This is a genomic window from Streptomyces sp. NBC_01261 (genome assembly GCF_036226385.1).
GTDB lineage: Bacteria > Actinomycetota > Actinomycetes > Streptomycetales > Streptomycetaceae > Streptomyces.
Genome location: NZ_CP108463.1, coordinates 3704563 through 3723829, shown reverse-complemented (window position 1 = coordinate 3723829; position 19267 = coordinate 3704563). Strand labels below are relative to the sequence as shown.

General features: G+C 70.5%; 19 protein-coding genes. 18 read left to right on the top strand and 1 reads right to left on the bottom strand.

Annotated features, from left to right (window positions below; genetic code table 11):
* Positions 1–3 precede the first annotated feature (3 nt).
* From OG226_RS15895 to ftsH, 3 genes are all read left to right on the top strand, one after another.
* Positions 4–2454 carry a [protein-PII] uridylyltransferase gene (locus tag OG226_RS15895; RefSeq protein WP_329349283.1) on the top strand — a complete coding sequence of 817 codons (2451 nt, stop codon included), beginning with the start codon at positions 4–6 and terminating at the stop codon, positions 2452–2454.
* 144 nt (positions 2455–2598) lie between these two features.
* On the top strand, positions 2599–4152 hold the full coding sequence (gene ffh, locus OG226_RS15890; protein ID WP_328678524.1) for a signal recognition particle protein: 1554 nt from the start codon (positions 2599–2601) through the stop codon (positions 4150–4152).
* A gap of 146 nt (positions 4153–4298) precedes the next feature.
* Positions 4299–6236: an ATP-dependent zinc metalloprotease FtsH gene (gene ftsH / locus OG226_RS15885; RefSeq protein WP_328678522.1), complete on the top strand. Its 1938-nt coding sequence runs from the start codon at positions 4299–4301 to the stop codon at positions 6234–6236.
* A gap of 6 nt (positions 6237–6242) precedes the next feature.
* On the opposite strand, the gene OG226_RS15880 is transcribed toward ftsH, so the two are convergent.
* Positions 6243–7100 (bottom strand): SAM-dependent methyltransferase, encoded by an 858-nt coding sequence (locus OG226_RS15880; RefSeq protein WP_329349282.1) that lies wholly within the window; start codon positions 7098–7100, stop codon positions 6243–6245.
* A 198-nt stretch (positions 7101–7298) separates the two neighbouring features.
* Between OG226_RS15880 and proS the strand changes: the two genes are divergently transcribed.
* The 15 genes from proS to OG226_RS15805 all read left to right on the top strand — a co-directional run bounded on the left by proS (position 7299) and on the right by OG226_RS15805 (position 19085).
* Positions 7299–8714: a proline--tRNA ligase gene (gene proS, locus OG226_RS15875; protein ID WP_328678518.1), complete on the top strand. Its 1416-nt coding sequence runs from the start codon at positions 7299–7301 to the stop codon at positions 8712–8714.
* Positions 8715–8974: 260 nt separating this feature from the next.
* Positions 8975–9571 (top strand): hypothetical protein, encoded by a 597-nt coding sequence (locus OG226_RS15870; protein WP_019058697.1) that lies wholly within the window; start codon positions 8975–8977, stop codon positions 9569–9571.
* Positions 9572–9858: 287 nt separating this feature from the next.
* The gene (rpsP, locus tag OG226_RS15865; RefSeq protein WP_328678514.1) at positions 9859–10278 is read left to right on the top strand and encodes a 30S ribosomal protein S16; all 420 of its coding nucleotides are present in this window, start codon (positions 9859–9861) and stop codon (positions 10276–10278) included.
* A gap of 2 nt (positions 10279–10280) precedes the next feature.
* Positions 10281–10520 (top strand): RNA-binding protein, encoded by a 240-nt coding sequence (locus OG226_RS15860; RefSeq protein ID WP_005479813.1) that lies wholly within the window; start codon positions 10281–10283, stop codon positions 10518–10520.
* A gap of 82 nt (positions 10521–10602) precedes the next feature.
* Positions 10603–11163 (top strand): ribosome maturation factor RimM, encoded by a 561-nt coding sequence (gene rimM / locus OG226_RS15855; RefSeq protein WP_329349281.1) that lies wholly within the window; start codon positions 10603–10605, stop codon positions 11161–11163.
* Positions 11160–11993, top strand: coding sequence for a tRNA (guanosine(37)-N1)-methyltransferase TrmD (trmD, locus tag OG226_RS15850; RefSeq protein ID WP_329349280.1), 834 nt, complete (start codon positions 11160–11162; stop codon positions 11991–11993). Before rimM ends, trmD begins: the two co-directional genes overlap by 4 nt.
* A 133-nt stretch (positions 11994–12126) precedes the next feature.
* Positions 12127–12477, top strand: coding sequence for a 50S ribosomal protein L19 (rplS, locus tag OG226_RS15845; RefSeq protein ID WP_019058701.1), 351 nt, complete (start codon positions 12127–12129; stop codon positions 12475–12477).
* 45 nt (positions 12478–12522) lie between these two features.
* Positions 12523–13239 (top strand): signal peptidase I, encoded by a 717-nt coding sequence (gene lepB / locus OG226_RS15840; RefSeq protein ID WP_329349279.1) that lies wholly within the window; start codon positions 12523–12525, stop codon positions 13237–13239.
* A complete protein-coding gene (gene lepB / locus OG226_RS15835; protein WP_329349278.1) occupies positions 13232–14353 on the top strand; it encodes a signal peptidase I in 1122 nt (373 codons plus the stop codon). The genes lepB (OG226_RS15840) and lepB (OG226_RS15835) overlap by 8 nt, the downstream gene beginning before the upstream one ends.
* Positions 14241–15215: a signal peptidase I gene (gene lepB, locus OG226_RS15830; RefSeq protein WP_329349277.1), complete on the top strand. Its 975-nt coding sequence runs from the start codon at positions 14241–14243 to the stop codon at positions 15213–15215. Before lepB (OG226_RS15835) ends, lepB (OG226_RS15830) begins: the two co-directional genes overlap by 113 nt.
* A gap of 78 nt (positions 15216–15293) precedes the next feature.
* Positions 15294–16073 (top strand): signal peptidase I, encoded by a 780-nt coding sequence (gene lepB / locus OG226_RS15825; protein WP_328678502.1) that lies wholly within the window; start codon positions 15294–15296, stop codon positions 16071–16073.
* Entirely contained in the window at positions 16063–16602 is a 540-nt protein-coding gene (locus tag OG226_RS15820; protein ID WP_329349276.1) for an NUDIX hydrolase, read from the top strand. Before lepB (OG226_RS15825) ends, OG226_RS15820 begins: the two co-directional genes overlap by 11 nt.
* Before the next feature lie 56 nt (positions 16603–16658).
* Positions 16659–16967, top strand: a complete 309-nt coding sequence (locus tag OG226_RS15815; RefSeq protein WP_003965949.1) for a DUF2469 domain-containing protein — start codon at positions 16659–16661, stop codon at positions 16965–16967.
* 128 nt (positions 16968–17095) lie between these two features.
* Positions 17096–17458: a YraN family protein gene (locus tag OG226_RS15810; protein WP_328678498.1), complete on the top strand. Its 363-nt coding sequence runs from the start codon at positions 17096–17098 to the stop codon at positions 17456–17458.
* A 1-nt stretch (position 17459) separates the two neighbouring features.
* Complete coding sequence (locus OG226_RS15805) at positions 17460–19085, top strand: YifB family Mg chelatase-like AAA ATPase (protein ID WP_329349275.1); 1626 nt, start codon at positions 17460–17462, stop codon at positions 19083–19085.
* Positions 19086–19267 lie beyond the last annotated feature (182 nt).

Sequence of the window (19267 nt, the reverse complement as noted above, 5' to 3'; positions counted from 1 at the left end):
TGGGTGACGAGTACGGACGTGCGCAAGGATGCAGAGGACTCCGGACCCAGTGGCTACGCGGCGGCCCGGCTGCGCCTCCTCACTGAGGGGGTGCGGTCCGGGCCGCCGCGCCGTGCGGCCCTCGCCGAACTGACCGACGACTGGCTGACCGGCCTCTTCACCGCCGGCTCCGACGCCCTCAAGGGCGTCTCCCTGGTCGCGGTCGGCGGCTACGGACGCGGCGAGCTCTCCCCGCGCAGCGACCTCGACCTGCTCCTCCTGCACGACGGCGGCGACTCCGGCGCGGTCGCCGCGCTGGCCGACCGCATCTGGTACCCGGTCTGGGACCTCGGCCTCGCCCTCGACCACTCCGTCCGTACCCCCGCCGAGGCCCGCAAGACCGCCGGCGAGGACCTCAAGGTCCAGCTCGGCCTCCTCGACGCCCGCCACATCGCGGGCGACCTCGGCCTGACCGCCGGACTGCGTACGGCCGTCCTCGCCGACTGGCGCAACCAGGCACCCAAGCGCCTCCCCGAACTCCAGGAACTCTGCGCCGAACGCGCCGAGCGCCAGGGCGAGTTGCAGTACCTCCTCGAACCCGACCTCAAGGAGGCCCGCGGCGGCCTCCGCGACGCCACCGCGCTGCGCGCCGTAGCCGCCTCCTGGCTCGCCGACGCCCCGCGCGAGGGCCTCGCCGACGCCCGCCGCCGGCTCCTCGACGTGCGCGACGCCCTGCACCTCACCACCGGCCGCGCGACCGACCGGCTCGCACTCCAGGAGCAGGACCAGGTCGCCGCCGAGCTGGGCCTCCTCGACGCGGACACCCTGCTGCGGCAGGTCTACGAAGCGGCACGCGTCGTGTCGTACGCCAGTGATGTCACCTGGCGTGAAGTGGGGCGCGTGCTGCGGTCCCGTGCCGTGCGTCCGAGGCTGCGCGCGATGCTCGGCGGGGGCGCCAAACCCGCCGCCGAGCGCTCCCCGCTGGCCGAAGGGGTCGTGGAGCAGGACGGCGAGGTGGTGCTCGCCCGCGCCGCCCGCCCCGAGCGCGACCCCGTTCTCCCGCTGCGCGCCGCCGCTGCCGCCGCGCAGGCCGGACTTCCGCTCTCGCTGCACGCCGTACGGCGCCTCGCGGCCACCGTGCGTCCGCTGCCCACGCCCTGGCCCGCCGAGGCGCGCGAGCAGCTCGTGACGCTGCTCGGTTCCGGGCAGCCCACGGTGGACGTGTGGGAGGCGCTGGAGGCGGAGGGCCTGATCACCCGGCTGCTCCCCGACTGGGAGCGGGTGCGCTGCCGTCCGCAGCGCAACGCCGTGCACATCTGGACCGTCGACCGGCACCTCATCGAAACCGCCGTCCGCGCCTCGGAGTTCGCCCGCCGCGTCAGCCGCCCCGACCTGCTGCTGGTCGCCGCGCTGCTGCACGACATCGGCAAGGGCTGGCCCGGCGACCACTCGGTGGCCGGCGAGATCATCGCCAAGGACGTGGCCGCCCGCATCGGCTTCGACCGCTCGGAAGTCGCCGTACTCGCCACTCTCGTACGTCATCACCTGCTGCTCATCGAGACCGCGACCCGGCGCGACCTGGAGGACCCGGCGACGGTCCGCTCGGTCGCCGAGGCGGTCGGGACGACGAGCACCCTGGAACTGCTGCACGCGCTCACCGAGGCGGACGCGCTGGCCACCGGACCGGCCGCCTGGTCGTCCTGGCGGGCCGGCCTCGTCACCGACCTGGTGAAGCGGGTCGCCGCCGTCCTCTCCGGGGACGCCCCCGAGGAGCCCGAGGCGGGCGCGGCCACCGCCGAACAGGAACGGCTCGCCATCGAGGCCGTGGCGACCGGCGGCCCGGTCCTCGCCCTGCGCGCCCAGACCGAACCCCCGACCGAGGACGAGCCCGCCGGCGATCCCGAGCCGCTCGGCGTGGAACTCCTGATCGCCGTACCCGACCAGCCGGGCGTGCTCCCCGCGGTGGCCGGCGTCCTGGCGATGCACCGCCTGACGGTCCGTACGGCGGAACTGCGTGCCCTGGATCTGCCCGACGGCGTGGAGGGTTCCGTCCTGTTGCTGAACTGGCGGGTCGCCGCCGAGTACGGCTCCCTGCCCCAGGCCGCCCGGCTGCGCGCCGATCTCGTACGGGCCCTGGACGGATCGTTGGACATCGCGGGCCGCCTCGCCGAGCGCGACGCCGCGTATCCGCGCCGCCGGGGTGTCGTGGCCCCGCCGGCCCGCGTGACGGTCGCCCCGGCCGCCTCCCGGCACGCGACGGTGATCGAGGTGCGCGCGCACGACGCCCCGGGGCTGCTGCACCGGATCGGGCGGGCGCTGGACGACGCGGGGGTGCGGGTGCGGAGCATGCACGTCAGCACGCTGGGCTCCAACGCCGTGGACGCGTTCTACGTGACACAGCCAAAGGGCGCGCCCCTGGCCGGGGACGAGGCGCTGGCCGTGGCCCGGAAGCTGGAGGAGAGACTGAGGGAGTGACCTCACCGGCGCGCCATTGTTCCCCGTGGACGCGGGGGTTCCGTCCCCGCCCGCTGAATACAGCAGGCGGGGACGATTGTCTTGCGGGGCCAGATACCCTGGAAGACGCCCACACTGCTCCCGACCCCGAGGACCGACGCCGCCGTGTTCGATACTCTCTCCGACCGCCTCAGCGCGACTTTCAAAAACCTCCGCGGCAAAGGCAGGCTGAGCGAGGCGGACATCGACGCCACGGCGCGCGAGATCCGCATCGCTCTCCTCGAAGCCGACGTGGCCCTGCCGGTCGTCCGCACGTTCATCAAGAACGTCAAGGACCGCGCCCTCGACTCCGACGTCAACAAGGCGCTGAACCCGGCCCAGCAGGTCCTCAAGATCGTCAACGAAGAGCTGGTCCGGGTGCTCGGCGGCGAGACCCGCCGTCTCCGCTTCGCCAAGAACCCGCCGACCGTGATCATGCTCGCGGGTCTGCAGGGTGCCGGTAAGACCACCCTCGCGGGCAAGCTCGGCAAGTGGCTCAAGGACCAGGGGCACTCGCCGCTGCTCGTCGCCGCCGACCTCCAGCGCCCGAACGCCGTGAACCAGCTGAGCGTCGTCGCCGAGCGCGCCGGTGTCGCGGTCTACGCGCCCGAGCCGGGCAACGGGGTCGGGGACCCGGTCAAGGTCGCCAAGGACTCCATCGAGTTCGCGAAGTCCAAGGTCCACGACATCGTGATCGTGGACACCGCGGGCCGCCTCGGCATCGACCAGGAACTGATGCGGCAGGCCGCGGACATCCGCGACGCGGTCTCGCCGGACGAGATCCTCTTCGTCGTCGACGCGATGATCGGTCAGGACGCGGTCAACACCGCCGAGTCCTTCCGCGACGGCGTCGGCTTCGACGGCGTGGTGCTCTCCAAGCTCGACGGTGACGCCCGCGGTGGTGCGGCTCTGTCGATCGCCTCGGTCACCGGCAAGCCGATCATGTTCGCGTCGAACGGCGAGAAGCTCGACGACTTCGACGCCTTCCACCCGGACCGGATGGCCTCCCGCATCCTCGACATGGGTGACCTGCTCACCCTGATCGAGCAGGCGGAGAAGACGTTCAGCCAAGAAGAGGCCGAGAAGATGGCCTCCAAGCTGGCGTCCAAGAAGGGCCAGGACTTCACCCTCGACGACTTCCTGTCCCAGATGGAACAGGTCAGGAAGATGGGCAGCATCAGCAAGCTGCTCGGCATGCTCCCCGGCATGGGCCAGATCAAGGACCAGATCAACAACCTGGACGAGCGGGACGTCGACCGTACGGCCGCGATCATCAAGTCGATGACCCCGGGCGAGCGCGCCGAGCCCACCATCATCAACGGCTCGCGCCGCGCCCGTATCGCCAAGGGCTCCGGCGTCGAGGTCAGCGCCGTCAAGGGCCTGGTCGAGCGGTTCTTCGAGGCCCGCAAGATGATGTCCCGCATGGCCCAGGGCGGCGGGATGCCCGGTATGCCGGGGATGCCGGGCATGGGTGGCGGCCCCGGCCGCACCAAGAAGCAGCCCAAGCAGGCCAAGGGCAAGCAGCGCTCCGGCAACCCGATGAAGCGCAAGCAGCAGGAACTGGAAGAGGCCCAGCGCCGCGAGGCCGGCGCCGCTCCGGGCGGCAACGCGTTCGGACTGCCCGAGCAGGGCGGCCAGGACTTCGAGCTCCCGGACGAGTTCAAGAAGTTCATGGGTTGAGCTTCAGAAGCTTCATGGGCTGAGCTTGAGAAGGTTCACGGGCTGACAGCCCGTCTTCTACGACGCCGAGGGCGCCCCTCTCCGGAAGGGCGCCCTCGGCGCGTGCTGGGCGTGCCGACGCCTGGCCCGTGTCGTAACTTGCCGATATGACCAACCCCGCGCCGCCGCGCAAGTCTCCCGACCAGCCCTGGCGTACCGAGGGCACCCCGGACGAGCCCCCGAAGCCGTCGCCGGGCGGGAAGAAGATGCGCGGCGGCTGGTGGAGCCTGATCCTCACCGCGCTGGTCGTGTACCTGGTCGCGAACCTCATCCTGTCGTTCTTCAACGAGGGCGACGAACCGACGATCTCCTACACGGAGTTCAGCAAGCAGGTCGACGCGGGCAACGTCACCAAGATCTACGCCAAGGGCAACGCGATCCAGGGCCAGCTCAAGAAGGAGCAGAAGAACCCGGACGGCGACGGCAAGTACACCAAGTTCGACACCGAGCGGCCGACCTTCGCGGACGACCAGCTCTGGGAGGACCTGACCAAGCACGACGTCACCGTCACGGCGGAACCCGTCGTCCAGCACCGCAGTTTTCTGGCCAATCTGCTGATCTCGCTGGCCCCGATGCTGCTCCTGGTCGTCCTGTGGCTCTTCATCGCGCGGCGGATGAGCTCGGGGCTCGGCGGCGCGGGCGGCATGCTCGGTCGCAAGGCCCCGCCGAAACCGGTCGAGCTGGAGCCTGGCAAGCAGCGCACGACGTTCGAGGACGTGGCCGGCATCGACGAGGTCGAGGGCGAGCTGAACGACGTCGTCGACTTCCTCAAGAACCCCGACGAGTACCGCAAGATGGGCGCCAAGATGCCCCGGGGCGTGCTGCTCTCGGGCCCGCCCGGCACCGGAAAGACGCTGCTCGCGCGGGCGGTCGCGGGGGAGGCCGGGGTGCCGTTCTTCTCGGCGTCGGCCTCCGAGTTCATCGAGATGATCGTCGGTGTCGGTGCCTCACGCGTGCGTGAACTCTTCGCGGAGGCCCGCAAGGTGGCCCCCTCGATCATCTTCATCGACGAGATCGACACCATCGGCCGGGCCCGCGGCGGCGGCAGCGGCATGGGCGGTCACGACGAGCGCGAGCAGACCCTGAACCAGATCCTCACCGAGATGGACGGCTTCTCCGGCTCCGAGGGCGTCATCGTCATCGCGGCGACCAACCGCGCCGACGTCCTGGACCCGGCCCTGACCCGCCCCGGCCGCTTCGACCGGGTGGTCGTGGTCTCGCCCCCGGACCGGGGTGGCCGCGAGGCGATCCTGGAGATCCACACCCGCCGGATCCCGCTCGCGAAGGACGTGAACCTCGCCCAGGTCGCCCGCACGACCCCGGGCATGACCGGCGCCGAACTGGCCAACCTCGCCAACGAGGCCGCCCTCCTCGCCGTCAAGCGCAAGCAGAGCGAGGTCACTCAGTCCGACCTCTCCGAAGCCCTGGAGAAGGTCCAACTGGGCGCCGAACGCCCGCTGGTGATGCCCGAGGAGGAACGCCGCCGCACCGCCTACCACGAGAGCGGCCACGCCCTCCTCGGTATGCTCCAGCCCGGCGCCGACCCGGTCCGCAAGATCACCATCGTCCCGCGCGGGAGGGCCCTCGGCGTCACCCTCTCGACACCGGACGCGGACAAGTACGCGTACACCGAGGAGTACCTGCGCGGCCGCATCATCGGCGCCCTCGGCGGCATGGCCGCGGAACAGGTCGTCTACGGCGTGATCACCACCGGCGCCGAGAGCGACCTCGAACAGGTCACCAACATCGCGCGCGGGATGGTCGCCCGCTGGGGCATGAGCGAGCGCGTCGGCCGCCTCTCCGCCCTCCCCAGCGACGCCCAGCAGGCCTACGGCCTCGCCGCCGCGCCGCAGACCCTGGACGTGATCGACGACGAGATGCGCCGCATCGTCGACGAGTGCTACGACGAGGCCATCCGCAAACTCGGCGACCACCGCGACCAGTTGGACGCGCTCGCGGCGGCCCTCCTGGAGAACGAGACCCTGGATGAGACGGACGCCTACCGCATCGCGGGCGTCACGCGCCTCTTCAAGGAAGAGCCGTAGTCGTCCTCAGGTCGTACGCGCGATCAGATACCGGAAGACGTTCGGCATCCACACCGTCCCGTCCTGCCGTCGATACGGATGCAACGCCTCCGCCAACTCCTTGTCCACCTGCGCCTGGTCCGTCGCGACGATCGCCGCGTCGAAGAGCCCTGTCGACAGCAGCCCCCGTACGGCGCTCTCGACATCGGCGTACCCGAAGGGGCACGCCACCCGCCCCGAGCCGTCCGGCCTGAGGCCCGCGCGGTGGGCGACCTCCTCCAGGTCGTCGCGCAGCACCGGGCGCGGGCTGCCCGTGCCGCGCAGCGGGTCCGCCAGCCTGGTGGCCACCCGCAGCACGGACGCGGTCGCGCAGCGCTCCGGCGGACCCCAGCCCGCCAGCACCACGGGCGTCCCGCGTGCGGCGAGCGGGGTCGCGGCGTCGAGCATGTCGCCGAGCCCCTCCGAGTCGCCCGCGAGACACCCGATGGGCTCGAACGCGGTCACCAGGGTGTACGCGGGCGTCTCCGCGCCGGCCGCGTCCCTGGGGGAGCCGTAGACGAGTCGGGTGTGCGCACGCGCGCGTGGGGACCAGGCGGACGGCAGCAGCCGTTCCCGGGCGAGGGCCAGGCGTTCGGGGGAGAAGCGCTCGACACCGGTGACCGTCGCGCCTCTGGAGGCCGCCGTCAGCAGGGCGAGCCCGGAGCCGCAGCCGAGGCCGAGCAGCCGGGTGCCGGGTCCCACTTCCAGTCGCTCGTAGACCGCTTCGTGGAGCGGCACCAGCATCCGCTCCTGGATCTCGGACCAGTCACGCGCGCGTGCACCCAGGTCCACGCGAGGCGCAGGCCCCGCATGAGGCAGGTACTGCCGCACGAGCGTAGGTGTCATGGAAAGCGCCCCAATCCGCCGAGAGATGTGACCGTGCCCGTTTCCGAGGCCCCCGTGATGTGCGCCCGCACTTCCCCCGTATGCCAGCAAACTCCGCACGCGCTACCGCGTCCAGGGGTTGTGGGGCCCGGCTTGTGGCTTCCCTGTGCGAGTGGCGAGAATTCACATGACGGCAACGTGGGCCCGTACCATCGCGCCATGGCCAAGGCACCCGTACTCACGCCGCGGGCGGACGATTTCCCCCGCTGGTACCAGGATCTGATCAGCAAGGCCGAACTGGCCGACAACGGTCCGGTGCGCGGCTCCATGGTCATCCGACCGTACGGGTACGGGATCTGGGAGCGGATGCAGGCCGAGATGGACGCCCGCATCAAGGAGACGGGCACCGAGAACGCGTACTTCCCGCTGCTGATCCCGCAGTCCTACCTCGCCCGCGAGGCCGACCACGTCGAGGGCTTCGCGCCCGAGTTGGCCGTGGTCACGCACGGCGGCGGCAAGGAGCTGGAGGAGCCCGCGGTCGTCCGGCCCACCTCCGAGATGATCATCAACGAGTACTTCGCGAAGTGGGTGCAGAGCTACCGCGACCTGCCCCTGCTGATCAACCAGTGGGCGAACGTGGTCCGTTGGGAGCTGCGGCCCCGGCTCTTCCTGCGCACGAGCGAGTTCCTCTGGCAGGAGGGCCACACGGCGCACGCGACCTACGAGGAGGCGCGCGACTTCGCCGCGCACATCCACCGTCAGGTGTACGAGGACTTCATGGTCGACGTCCTCGCGATGGACGTCGTGCCGGGCCGCAAGACGGTCAGGGAGCGGTTCGCGGGCGCGATCAACACCCTCACCCTGGAAGGGATGATGGGCGACGGCAAGGCGCTGCAGATGGCGACCAGTCACGAGCTGGGCCAGAACTTCGCCAAGGCCTTCAACACGCGGTACCTGTCCAAGGAAGGCAAGCAGGAACTCGTCTGGCAGACCTCCTGGGGGTCCACCACGCGCATGATCGGCGCCCTGGTGATGATGCACGGCGACGACGACGGACTCCGGGTGCCGCCGCGGCTCGCCCACATCCAGGTCGTCGTCCTCGCGATCAAGGGCGACGAGGCGGTTCTGGCCAAGGTCCGCGAGATCGGGGCCCGGCTGAAGGCGGCGGGCGTCCGCGTCCGCGTCGACGACCGCACGGACGTCCCCTTCGGGCGCCGCGCCGTCGACTGGGAGCTGAAGGGCGTGCCCGTACGGATCGAGGTCGGACCCCGTGACCTGGAGAACGGCACGGCGATGCTGGCCCGCCGCATCCCGGGCGGCAAGGAGCCGGTGGCGATCGACTCCCTCGTAGAGCTGCTTCCCGTAGTCCTGGAGGAGGATCAGGCACTGCTGCTGAAGCAGTCCCGCGAGCGGCGCGAGTCCCGCACCTCCGAGGTGTCGACGATCGCGGAGGCCGTCGAGGCCGCGACCTCCGGCGGCTGGGCGCGCATTCCGTGGGCGACGCTCGGCGAAGAAGGCGAGGCCGAGCTGGCCGAGCACGCGGTGACCGTACGGTGTCTGGTCGCGGAGGACGGGTCGGTGCCGGACGCCGACAAGGCGCCCGGTAACGTCGCGGTCGTCGCGCGTGCCTACTAAGGAGCGCCCCTCCGGCGGGAGAGCGACCGAAACGCCCCTTGCGCGACGGCGGACATCAGCTCACCCAGCGCGCGGACACCGTCTACACGCCGGGTCGTACGTGGGCCTACGCACCACCTTGTGCTGAGCTGCGAGGCTTCTCCGCAGATCAGCGCACCCGCCCTCCTCCGGACGCATCAGCGGCAACTGACGGGTACGTGCAAATTATTTGGGATGCCCCGGAATCGGAACACAGGGGCACTCCGGCTCGTTGTCATTACGTGAGCACGACACAGACACCACCTGTTCTCGCCGCAGAGCTGGCAGAGGCGTGGGCCGATATTCAGCGGTACCACCCCGAACTGCCCGATCTGGCCGCGCCCGAGTCCCTGATCGGAGAGTCGTCGTCCGCCTGCGGACACGAGCTCTCCTTCGAGCGACTGCTGCATGAGGCAGTCCATGGCATCGCCGCTTCGCGCGGCGTGCGTGACACGTCCCGTGCCGGCCGCTACCACAACCGCAGATTCCTGGCGATCGCCGAGGAGCTGGGCCTGGACCACCCCGACGAACCGCATCCCAGCAGCGGTTTCTCGCTGGTCCAGCTCAACCCCGAGGCGAAGCGGCGCTACCGGCCGACGATCGAGCGCCTCCAGCGCGCGCTCAAGGCCCACACCGTCGCCACCTCGGCGGACACCTCCCGTACCTTCCGCGGCCCGGCCGCCCGTCACGGCTCGTCCGGTGGCGGCGTCCGCGTCAAGGCGGTGTGCGACTGCGGTCGTAACGTACGGGTCGTCCCGTCGGTGCTGGCCCAGGCGCCGATCGTGTGCGGAGGCTGCGGCAAGCCCTTCCGCATCCCGGAGGTCGTGGGCGCGGCCTGAGGACGCGGCTGCTCGTGGCAGCCGCATCCCGCGGGTCGGGTTGCGCACACCCGCGCCGGTCACCTCCCGGCGCCGGGTGTCGCTTCCGCGTGGGCGGGGGCATGCGGGGGCATGCTCCCCGGTCGGGCGGACCGCCGGGGTGTGGCACAATGGCTAGCTGTACTCGACAGCCGCACAGGAACCCTCTCGCCTCCGGCTGACGCGTCCATCGGGCACTCGGGTACCGCAACCCCACGCGGCCGTCCCGCCGTGCCCAATTCACGTCAAATCCAGGAGAACCCACTCCCGTGGCAGTCAAGATCAAGCTGAAGCGTCTGGGCAAGATCCGTTCGCCTCACTACCGCATCGTCGTCGCCGACTCCCGTACCCGCCGTGATGGCCGGGCCATCGAGGAGATCGGTCTGTACCACCCGGTGCAGAACCCCTCGCGCATCGAGGTCGACACCGACCGCGCGCAGTACTGGCTGAGTGTCGGCGCGCAGCCGACCGAGCCCGTGCTCGCCATCCTGAAGCTCACCGGTGACTGGCAGAAGTTCAAGGGCCTGCCGGCCCCGGCTCCGCTGCTCGTGGCCGCGCCGAAGGCCGCGCGTCCCGTGTTCGACGCCCTCGGTGGCGACGACGCGAGCAAGGGTGAGGCCATCACCCAGAAGAAGAAGGCTGACAAGAAGGACGAGGCCGCGGCCGAGTCCGAGTCGACCGAGGCCTGAGCATGCTCGAGGAGGCTCTCGAGCACCTCGTGAAGGGCATCGTCGACAACCCTGACGATGTGCAGGTCGCCTCGCGCGACCTGCGTCGCGGGCGCGTGCTGGAGGTCCGGGTGCACCCCGACGACCTCGGCAAGGTGATCGGTCGCAACGGCCGTACCGCTCGCGCTCTGCGCACCGTCGTGGGCGCCATCGGCGGCCGAGGTGTCCGCGTCGACCTTGTCGACGTGGACCACGTCCGCTGACGTTTATCGCACACCGGCTCGGGCCGGGGAGGGCCACTGGCCGTCCCCGGCCCGATCTGCATGAAACAGGAGATGTGGACACGTGCAACTGGTAGTCGCACGGATCGGCCGCGCCCATGGCATCAAGGGCGAGGTCACCGTCGAGGTACGCACCGACGAGCCGGAGCTCAGGCTCGCGCCCGGCGCCGTCCTGGCCACCGAACCCGCCTCCACCGGCCCCCTGACCATCGAGACGGGCCGCGTCCACAGCGGCCGCCTCCTCCTGCGCTTCGAGGGCGTCAGCGACCGCACCGGCGCCGAGGCCCTGCGCAACACCCTCCTGATCGCCGAGATCGATCCCGAGGAGCTGCCCGAGGAGGAGGACGAGTACTACGACCACCAGTTGATGGACCTCGACGTCGTCACCAAGGACGGCGAGGAGATCGGCCGGATCACCGAGATCTCGCACCTGCCCTCCCAGGACCTCTTCATCGTGGAGCGGCCCGACGGCAGCGAGGTGATGATCCCGTTCGTCGAGTCGATCGTCGTCGAGATCGACCTGGAGGAGCAGCGCGCGGTCGTCGACCCGCCGCCCGGGCTGATCGACGACCAGGCGGAGATCGTGTCCAGTCGGGAAGAGTCCGCAGAGGACGCCGACGCATGAGGCTCGACGTCGTCACGATCTTCCCCGAGTACCTCGAACCGCTGAACGTCTCCCTGGTCGGCAAGGCACGCGCGCGTGGACAGCTGAATGTGCACGTGCATGATCTGCGCTCCTGGACGTACGACCGCCACAACACGGTCGACGACACCCCCTACGGCGGCGGCCCCGGCATGGTCATGAAGACCGAGCCCTGGGGCGACGCCCTGGACTCCGTCCTGGCCGACGGCTACGAGACGGGCTCCGGCGCGCCGGCGCTCATCGTGCCCACGCCCAGCGGCCGGCCCTTCACCCAGGAACTCGCCGTGGAACTCTCCGAGCGGCCCTGGCTGGTCTTCACGCCCGCCCGCTACGAAGGCATCGACCGGCGGGTCATCGACGAGTACGCGACCCGGATGCCGGTCTACGAGGTGTCCATCGGCGACTACGTGCTCGCCGGCGGTGAGGCGGCCGTCCTGGTCGTCACGGAGGCCGTGGCACGGCTGCTGCCGGGTGTCCTGGGCAACGCCGAGTCCCACCGCGACGACTCCTTCGCGCCCGGTGCCATGGCCAACCTCCTGGAGGGGCCGATCTACACCAAGCCGCCCCAGTGGCGCGGCCAGGGGATCCCGGACGTGCTGCTCAGCGGCCACCACGGCAAGATCGCCCGCTGGCGGCGCGACGAGGCGCTCAAGCGCACGTCCGCCCACCGGCCCGACCTGATCGAGCGCTGCGAGCCCAGGACCTTCGACAAGAAGGACCGCGAGATGCTCTCGATCCTGGGCTGGTCACCGGACCCGGCGGGGGAGCCGTACGGCCGATTTTGGCGCAGGCCGGACGGCGTGGAAGAATAGGTCGCTGTTGTGCGTCGTCCGGCGTGCGCCCCTGCCACAGGGGGACATGACGCCCGCCCCGACACGGACAGCATCCTTCCCTTCACCCAACTCCCGTCGGTGACCTGTGGCATCGATGAAGAAAGCAGACGAAATGTCCCACCTGCTCGACATCGTCGACGGCGCCTCGCTGCGCACCGACATCCCGGCCTTCCGCCCGGGTGACACCGTCAACGTCCACGTCCGCGTCATCGAGGGCAACCGCTCCCGTGTGCAGCAGTTCAAGGGCGTAGTCATCCGTCGCCAGGGCGCCGGTGTCCGTGAGACCTTCACGGTCCGCAAGGTCTCGTTCTCCGTCGGCGTCGAGCGCACCTTCCCGGTGCACACCCCGATCGTCGAGAAGATCGAGCTCGTGACCCGCGGTGACGTCCGTCGCGCGAAGCTGTACTACCTCCGTGACCTGCGCGGCAAGGCCGCGAAGATCAAGGAGAAGCGCGACAACTGAGCTTGATACGGGGTTCATATCGGGGCCGGATAACATCTGGCTCCGATGGACACCGAAGCACAGCACACGGAGCGCGACCGCTCCTCCCGCCCTTCCGACTCCGAGGACACCTCGGACACCGGAGGGCCGGAGGACCGGTCGCGTTTCGCGTTGGCGTCACGGGCCATCGAGTGGCTGCCCGGTGGCCGGATCACCCTGACTGCCCTGGTCTGTCTGGTGTTTCTGCTGCTGCTCAACACCTTCTTGCTGCAGCCTTTCCAAATTCCCAGCGGATCCATGGAATCCGGATTGAGGATCGGCGACCGCGTTCTCGTAAATAAGTTGGCGTACCGTTTCGGTGCCCATCCGCAGCGCGGCGACATCGTCGTGTTCGACGGAACCGGCTATTTCGGGGACGCCGACTACATCAAGCGCGTTGTGGGTGTGGGGGGAGACCACGTGCTCTGCTGCGACGAGAAGGGGAGGCTTGAGGTGAACGGGCGGTCGGTCGACGAGACGGCGTTCCTGTACCCCGGGGACGCTCCGTCCACCGTGGCCTTCGACGTGGTCGTGCCCGACGGCGCGCTGTTCGTCCTCGGTGACCACCGCGGCGACTCAAGTGACTCCCGGGACCACCTGGGCGATCCGGGCGGAGGCATGATTCCTGTTGGTGACGTCATCGGGCGAGCCGACTGGATCGTCTGGCCCGCCGGGCACTGGACCCACCTCGTCCGGCCCGGCGCCTACGCGCGCGTACCCGTCGGGGACGGCGCCCATGGGTAACCGCGGCAGACCGCGCGGCGCGACGCCGCCGGGCGGCTCCTTCGGGAACGAGAACCTGCTGCCGACGGGCTTCCGGCGCGCGGGCGCGGGCGCGTCTCCCCCGGCCGGGGCAGCCGGCCGCAGCCGGGCCGAGCGGCGCAAGCTCCAGCGCAAGGTCAAGCGGCGCCGACGGCGCTCCGCCGTCCGGGAGATACCCCTCCTGGTCGGTGTCGCGGTCCTCATAGCCCTCGTGCTGAAGACCTTCCTCCTCCAGGCGTTCGTGATCCCGTCGGGCTCCATGGAGCAGACGATCCGGATCGGCGACCGTGTCCTGGTCGACAAGTTCACCCCGTGGTTCGGCTCCGAGCCCAAGCGCGGTGACGTCGTCGTCTTCCACGACCCGGGCGGCTGGCTGGGGGACGAGGAGACCACCAAGAAGAACGACCCCGTCGTCGTCAAGCAGGTCAAGGAAGGCCTCCAGTTCATCGGCCTGCTGCCGTCCGACAACGAGAAGGACCTCATCAAGCGGGTCATCGGCGTCGGCGGTGACCACGTCAAGTGCTGTGACTCGGAAGGGCGGGTGACCGTCAACGGCGTTCCCCTGACCGAGGCCGACTACCTGTATCCCGGGAACGCACCGTCCGAAACGGCGTTCGACATCACCGTCCCCAAGGGGCGGTTGTGGGTGATGGGCGACCACCGGGGCAACTCGGCGGACTCCCGCGCACACCAGAACACGAGCTACGGAGGCACGGTCGCGCTCAGTTCGGTGGTCGGGCGGGCGAAGGTGATCGCCTGGCCGATGGGCCACTGGACCAGCCTGAACGAACCTAAAACCTTCGCATCGGTTTCCAACTCCGTGTCGGGGACGACCGCCGGTCCCGAACTGTCGCATAGGGTTGCCCCGGTCGATCCGAACGGATCGGTCCAACTCCCGAGCCCTGCGGAACTCCCGCTCGTTATGGGAGTGGTGGGCCTGCGCCGAGGATGGGGCAGGCGGCGGCACAGAGTAAGGAGTTGGCGTGGGGGATGTGGCGGTTGGCGCACGGTCCGGACACGACGGCGAGGAGCACCACGGACGTCCCGTGGAAGCACCCGACCCGGTCGCGGACAGCGCCGTGACCTCCGGGAGTGACTCCGGAGCCGACGAGGACGGTACGGCGCCGGGCGACGCGACCCGCACCGAGGAGCAGGGGCCGGGCGACCCGACCCCGCAGCCGAGGAAGCCGCGCTCCTTCTGGAAGGAGCTGCCGATCCTCGTCGTCATCGCGCTCGTCCTCGCGCTGCTGATCAAGACGTTCCTGGTGCAGGCGTTCTCGATCCCCTCGGACTCGATGCAGAACACCCTCCAGCAGGGTGACCGCGTCCTGGTCGACAAGCTCACCCCGTGGTTCGGCTCCGAGCCCGAGCGCGGTGAGGTCGTCGTCTTCCACGACCCGGACGACTGGCTGGCGGGCGAGCCGGCGGCGAACCCCAACGCCCTGCAGAAGGTGCTCAGCTGGATCGGTCTGATGCCGTCCGCGCAGGAGAAGGACCTCATCAAGCGGGTCATCGGCGTCGGCGGCGACACCATCTCCTGCAGCGGCACGGGCCCGCTGACGGTCAACGGCAAGGCGCTGAATGAGCCGTACGTCTACCCCGGCAACACCCCGTGCACCAACGACGACCAGGGCGGCCAGTTCACCGTCAAGGTCCCCAAGGGCGACATCTGGGTGATGGGCGACCACCGGCAGAACTCGCGGGACTCGCGCTACAACCAGTCCGACAAGCACCACGGCATGGTCCCGGTCAAGGACGTCGTCGGCCGCGCGATCGTCAAGGCCTGGCCCATCAACCGCTGGGACACGCTGCCGATCCCGGACACCTTCGACCAGGCGGGCATCAACACCCAGGCCTCCGCCTCCCGTCTGCTGACGGCCGCTCCGCAGGGCCTCGCCCTCGTCGGTGTCCTGCCGTTGGCCCTGTGGCGTCGCAAGCGGTCGGGCAAGGACGAGTAAAGGCCTTGTAGAGCTTGTGACCTCGGTCCCGGAGGAAGGGCTGACCACCCTCGGTACCGCCGGGTAGGGTGCGGACCCATGGGTGGCGAGAGCGCAACACGTACGGCCCCGCGTACCGGCGGTGGCACAGGCAAGGGCCCGGTGGGCAGCCGGACCGGACAGCGGTTGTCCGGACTGGCCGTCGCGCTGGGCCTTGTGCTGTTCCTCGGAGGCTTCGGCTGGGGAGCGGTGGTCTACCGGCCGTACACGGTGCCGACCAGTTCGATGACGCCGACGATCGACGCGGGCGACCGGGTGCTGGCCCAGCGGGTCGACGGCGACGAGGTGCGCCGCGGTGACGTCGTGGTCTTCACGGACAAGACCTGGGTGACGAACGCGCCCGTGGTCAAGCGGGTGGTCGCCGTCGGCGGGGACACCGTCTCCTGCTGCACGAACGGCAAGCTGGTCGTCAACGGCAAGCAGATCGCCGAGGACTACCTCAAGGGCGGCGCGGCCGAGGACAAGACGATCCCCACGGTGAAGGTCCCCAAGGGCCGCCTCTTCCTCCTCGGCGACGAACGTCAGGGGTCCCTGGACTCCAGCGCCCACCTCACGGACGTCGCTGGCGGCACCGTCGCGACCAGCGCCGTGAGCGCCCGCGTGGACGCCGTCGTCTGGCCCATGAAGGGCATGCTGGAGCGCCCCACCGGCTTCGAGCCGCTCGGCAGCCTCTCCCACCCCGGCCCGCTGGGCACGATCCTCGCCGTGATCGTCGCGGGCGGGGTTCTCGTCCTCGGCGGCGGCGCCTACGGCCCGATCGCCAAGCTGGCGGCCGGCCGCCGCGCCCGCACCCGGACGGAGCCCGCCGGTGCCCGCTGAGGCCACCGAGGAGGGCGCGTACGGCGACTCGTACGAGGGCGGTCTGCGCAAGGTCGCCCGGGTCGTCCTGCTCGACCCGGAGGACCGCATCCTGCTGCTCCACGGCCACGAGCCGGACGATCCCGCCGACGACTGGTGGTTCACCCCGGGCGGCGGCCTGGAGGGCGACGAGACCCACGAGGAGGCGGCCCTACGGGAACTCGCCGAGGAGACCGGCATCACCCAGGTCGAACTCGGGCCGGTGCTGTGGACGCGGACGTGTTCCTTCCCGTTCGCGGGCCGCCGCTGGGACCAGGACGAGTGGTACTTCCTGGCCAGGACGTCCACCACGGCCGAGGGCGTGCCCGGCGCCACGGCCCTCACCGAGCTGGAGCGCCGCAGCGTCTCCGGAGCGCGTTGGTGGACGTGCCGGGAACTGGACCGGGCGCATGAGACGGTGTATCCGACCAGACTCGCCGAGCTGCTCCGCAGGCTGCTCGACGAAGGTCCCCCGGCCGGGCCCGTGACCCTCGACACCGAAATCGTCTAGGGGCTTACGGGACTGGCGCACAATGGTGGGATCGCACGGGTGAAGGGGAACATGCCATGAGCGCCGAGGACCTCGAAAAGTACGAGACCGAGATGGAGCTGAAGCTCTACCGGGAGTACCGAGATGTCGTCGGTCTGTTCAAATATGTGATCGAGACCGAACGGCGCTTCTACCTCACCAACGACTACGAGATGCAGGTGCACTCGGTCCAGGGCGAGGTGTTCTTCGAGGTGTCCATGGCGGATGCCTGGGTGTGGGACATGTATCGACCGGCTCGCTTCGTCAAACAGGTCCGCGTGCTCACGTTCAAGGACGTGAACATCGAGGAGCTGAACAAGAGCGACCTGGAGCTGCCGGGCGGCTGACGGCGGATGCCCGCGGGGTGGATTTCACCCGCGTGGGTGACGGAGTTCTCCACAATCACCGAACGGTCCACCAAGATCCACTTGGTGGACCGTTCCGCGTGACGGTTGGTGCCGGAGGTGGTGCCGACATGAACGCACGCAGTGCACTCGGCGAGTACGGCGAGACACTGGCCGCACGACGGCTGGTCGCCGCAGGGATGACGGTCCTGGAGCGCAACTGGCGCTGTGGCAGGACCGGCGAGATCGACATCGTGGCGCGGGACGGCGACGTCCTGGTGGTCTGCGAGGTCAAGACCCGGCGGACGGGCGCCTTCCAGCACCCGATGGCCGCCGTCACACCCAAGAAGGCGGAGCGCCTACGAGGCCTCGCCGCCCGGTGGATCCACGTGCACGGCGGAGCCCCGCCGGGAGGGGTCCGCATCGACCTGGTGGGAGTCGTCCTGCCCCGGCGCGGCAGGGCCGTGGTCGAGCACGCTCGGGGGGTGGCCTGAGATGGGGTTCGCTCGAACGTGTTCGGTGGCGCTGGTGGGTGTCGAGGGTGTGGTGGTCGAGGTCCAGGCCGACCTCGAACCGGGCGTCGCCGCGTTCACGCTGGTGGGACTGCCCGACAAGAGCCTGACGGAGAGCAAGGACCGGGTGCGGGCCGCGGTCGTCAACTCGGGCGCGCCCTGGCCGCAGAAGAAACTGACCGTCGGGCTCAGTCCGGCGTCGGTGCCGAAGAGTGGCAGCGGGTTCGACCTCGCCGTGGCGGCGGCCGTCCTCGGTGCGGCCGAGCGGATCGATCCGCGGGTGCTCGCCGACATCGTGATGATCGGCGAACTCGGCCTGGACGGACGGGTCCGGCCGGTCCGGGGCATCCTGCCCGCCGTGCTGGCCGCGGCCGATTCCGGATACGAACAGGTCGTCGTCCCGGAGTGCGCCGCCGCCGAGGCGTCCCTCGTGCCCGGGGTGTCCGTCCTGGGCGTCCGCACCCTGCGGCAGCTGATCGCCGTGCTCGCCGACGAACCCGTACCCGACGAGGATCCGGACGAGCTGGGGCGCCCGGACCCGCTGCTCGCCGGGCTGCGCATGCCCGGCACGGGAGCTGCCACCGGGATGCACAGCATGGGAGCGTCCCAGCACGACCCGGGGCACGATCTCGCCGATGTCGTCGGCCAGTTCTCGGCGCGGACGGCGGTGGAGGTCTCGGCGGCCGGCGGCCATCACCTGTTCCTCGAAGGCCCACCGGGCGCCGGGAAGACGATGCTCGCGGAGCGGCTGCCCGCCGTCCTGCCCCGGCTCGGCCGGCAGGAGTCCCTGGAAGTCACGGCGGTCCACTCGGTCGCGGGCCTGCTGCCCCCGGGCAAGCCCCTGATCGACGTCGCTCCCTACTGCGCCCCGCACCACTCGGCCACGATGCAGGCACTCGTCGGGGGCGGGCAGGGGATCGCGAGGCCCGGGGCGGTGTCGCTGTCCCATCGAGGCGTCCTGTTCCTCGACGAGACACCCGAGTTCAGCGGCCAGGCACTCGATGCGCTACGGCAGCCGCTTGAGGCCGGGCATGTGGTGATCGCGCGCAGTGCGGGCGTTGTCCGGTTCCCGGCGAGGTTCCTGATGGTGCTGGCTGCCAACCCCTGTCCGTGCGGCCGTTTCTCACAGACCGACGACCTGTGCGAGTGCGCGCCGATGTCGATCCGGCGGTACCAGGCCAGGCTCTCCGGGCCGCTGCTCGACCGGGTGGACCTGCGCGTGGAGGTCGACCGCGTCACGCGGGACCAGCTCACCGGGCGCGGTTCGCGGGGCGAGTCCACGGCGACGGTCGCGGACCGGGTGCGGGCGGCCAGGGAACGGGCGGCGGCGCGGCTCGCGGACACACCCTGGCGCACCAACAGCGAGGTGCCCGGCCGCGAACTGCGCAGCCGCTGGCACGCCGAGCGCGGGGCGATGGACGAGGCCGAGCGCACTCTGGAGCGCGGTGCGCTCACCGCACGCGGGCTCGACCGGGTGCTGCGCGTGGCCTGGACGGTCGCGGACCTCGTCGGCCACGACCGCCCCGGCGCGACCGATGTCGCCCTCGCACTCCAACTGCGCACGGGCGTACCGCGAGGCGTGCCGATGGCCATCGGGGCGATGACATGACCCGGGGCGATGACATGACCCGGGCCGGTGACATGGGCAGGGCTGATGACATGGGCGGGGTCAATGACCTGACGGGGGGCGGTGGTTGGGCAGGGAATCATAATCGGGCTGGGGCTGGGGCTGGGGCTGGGGCTGGGGCTGGGGCTGGGGCTGATGGCGCTGGCCGGGCCGATGGCCGGGCG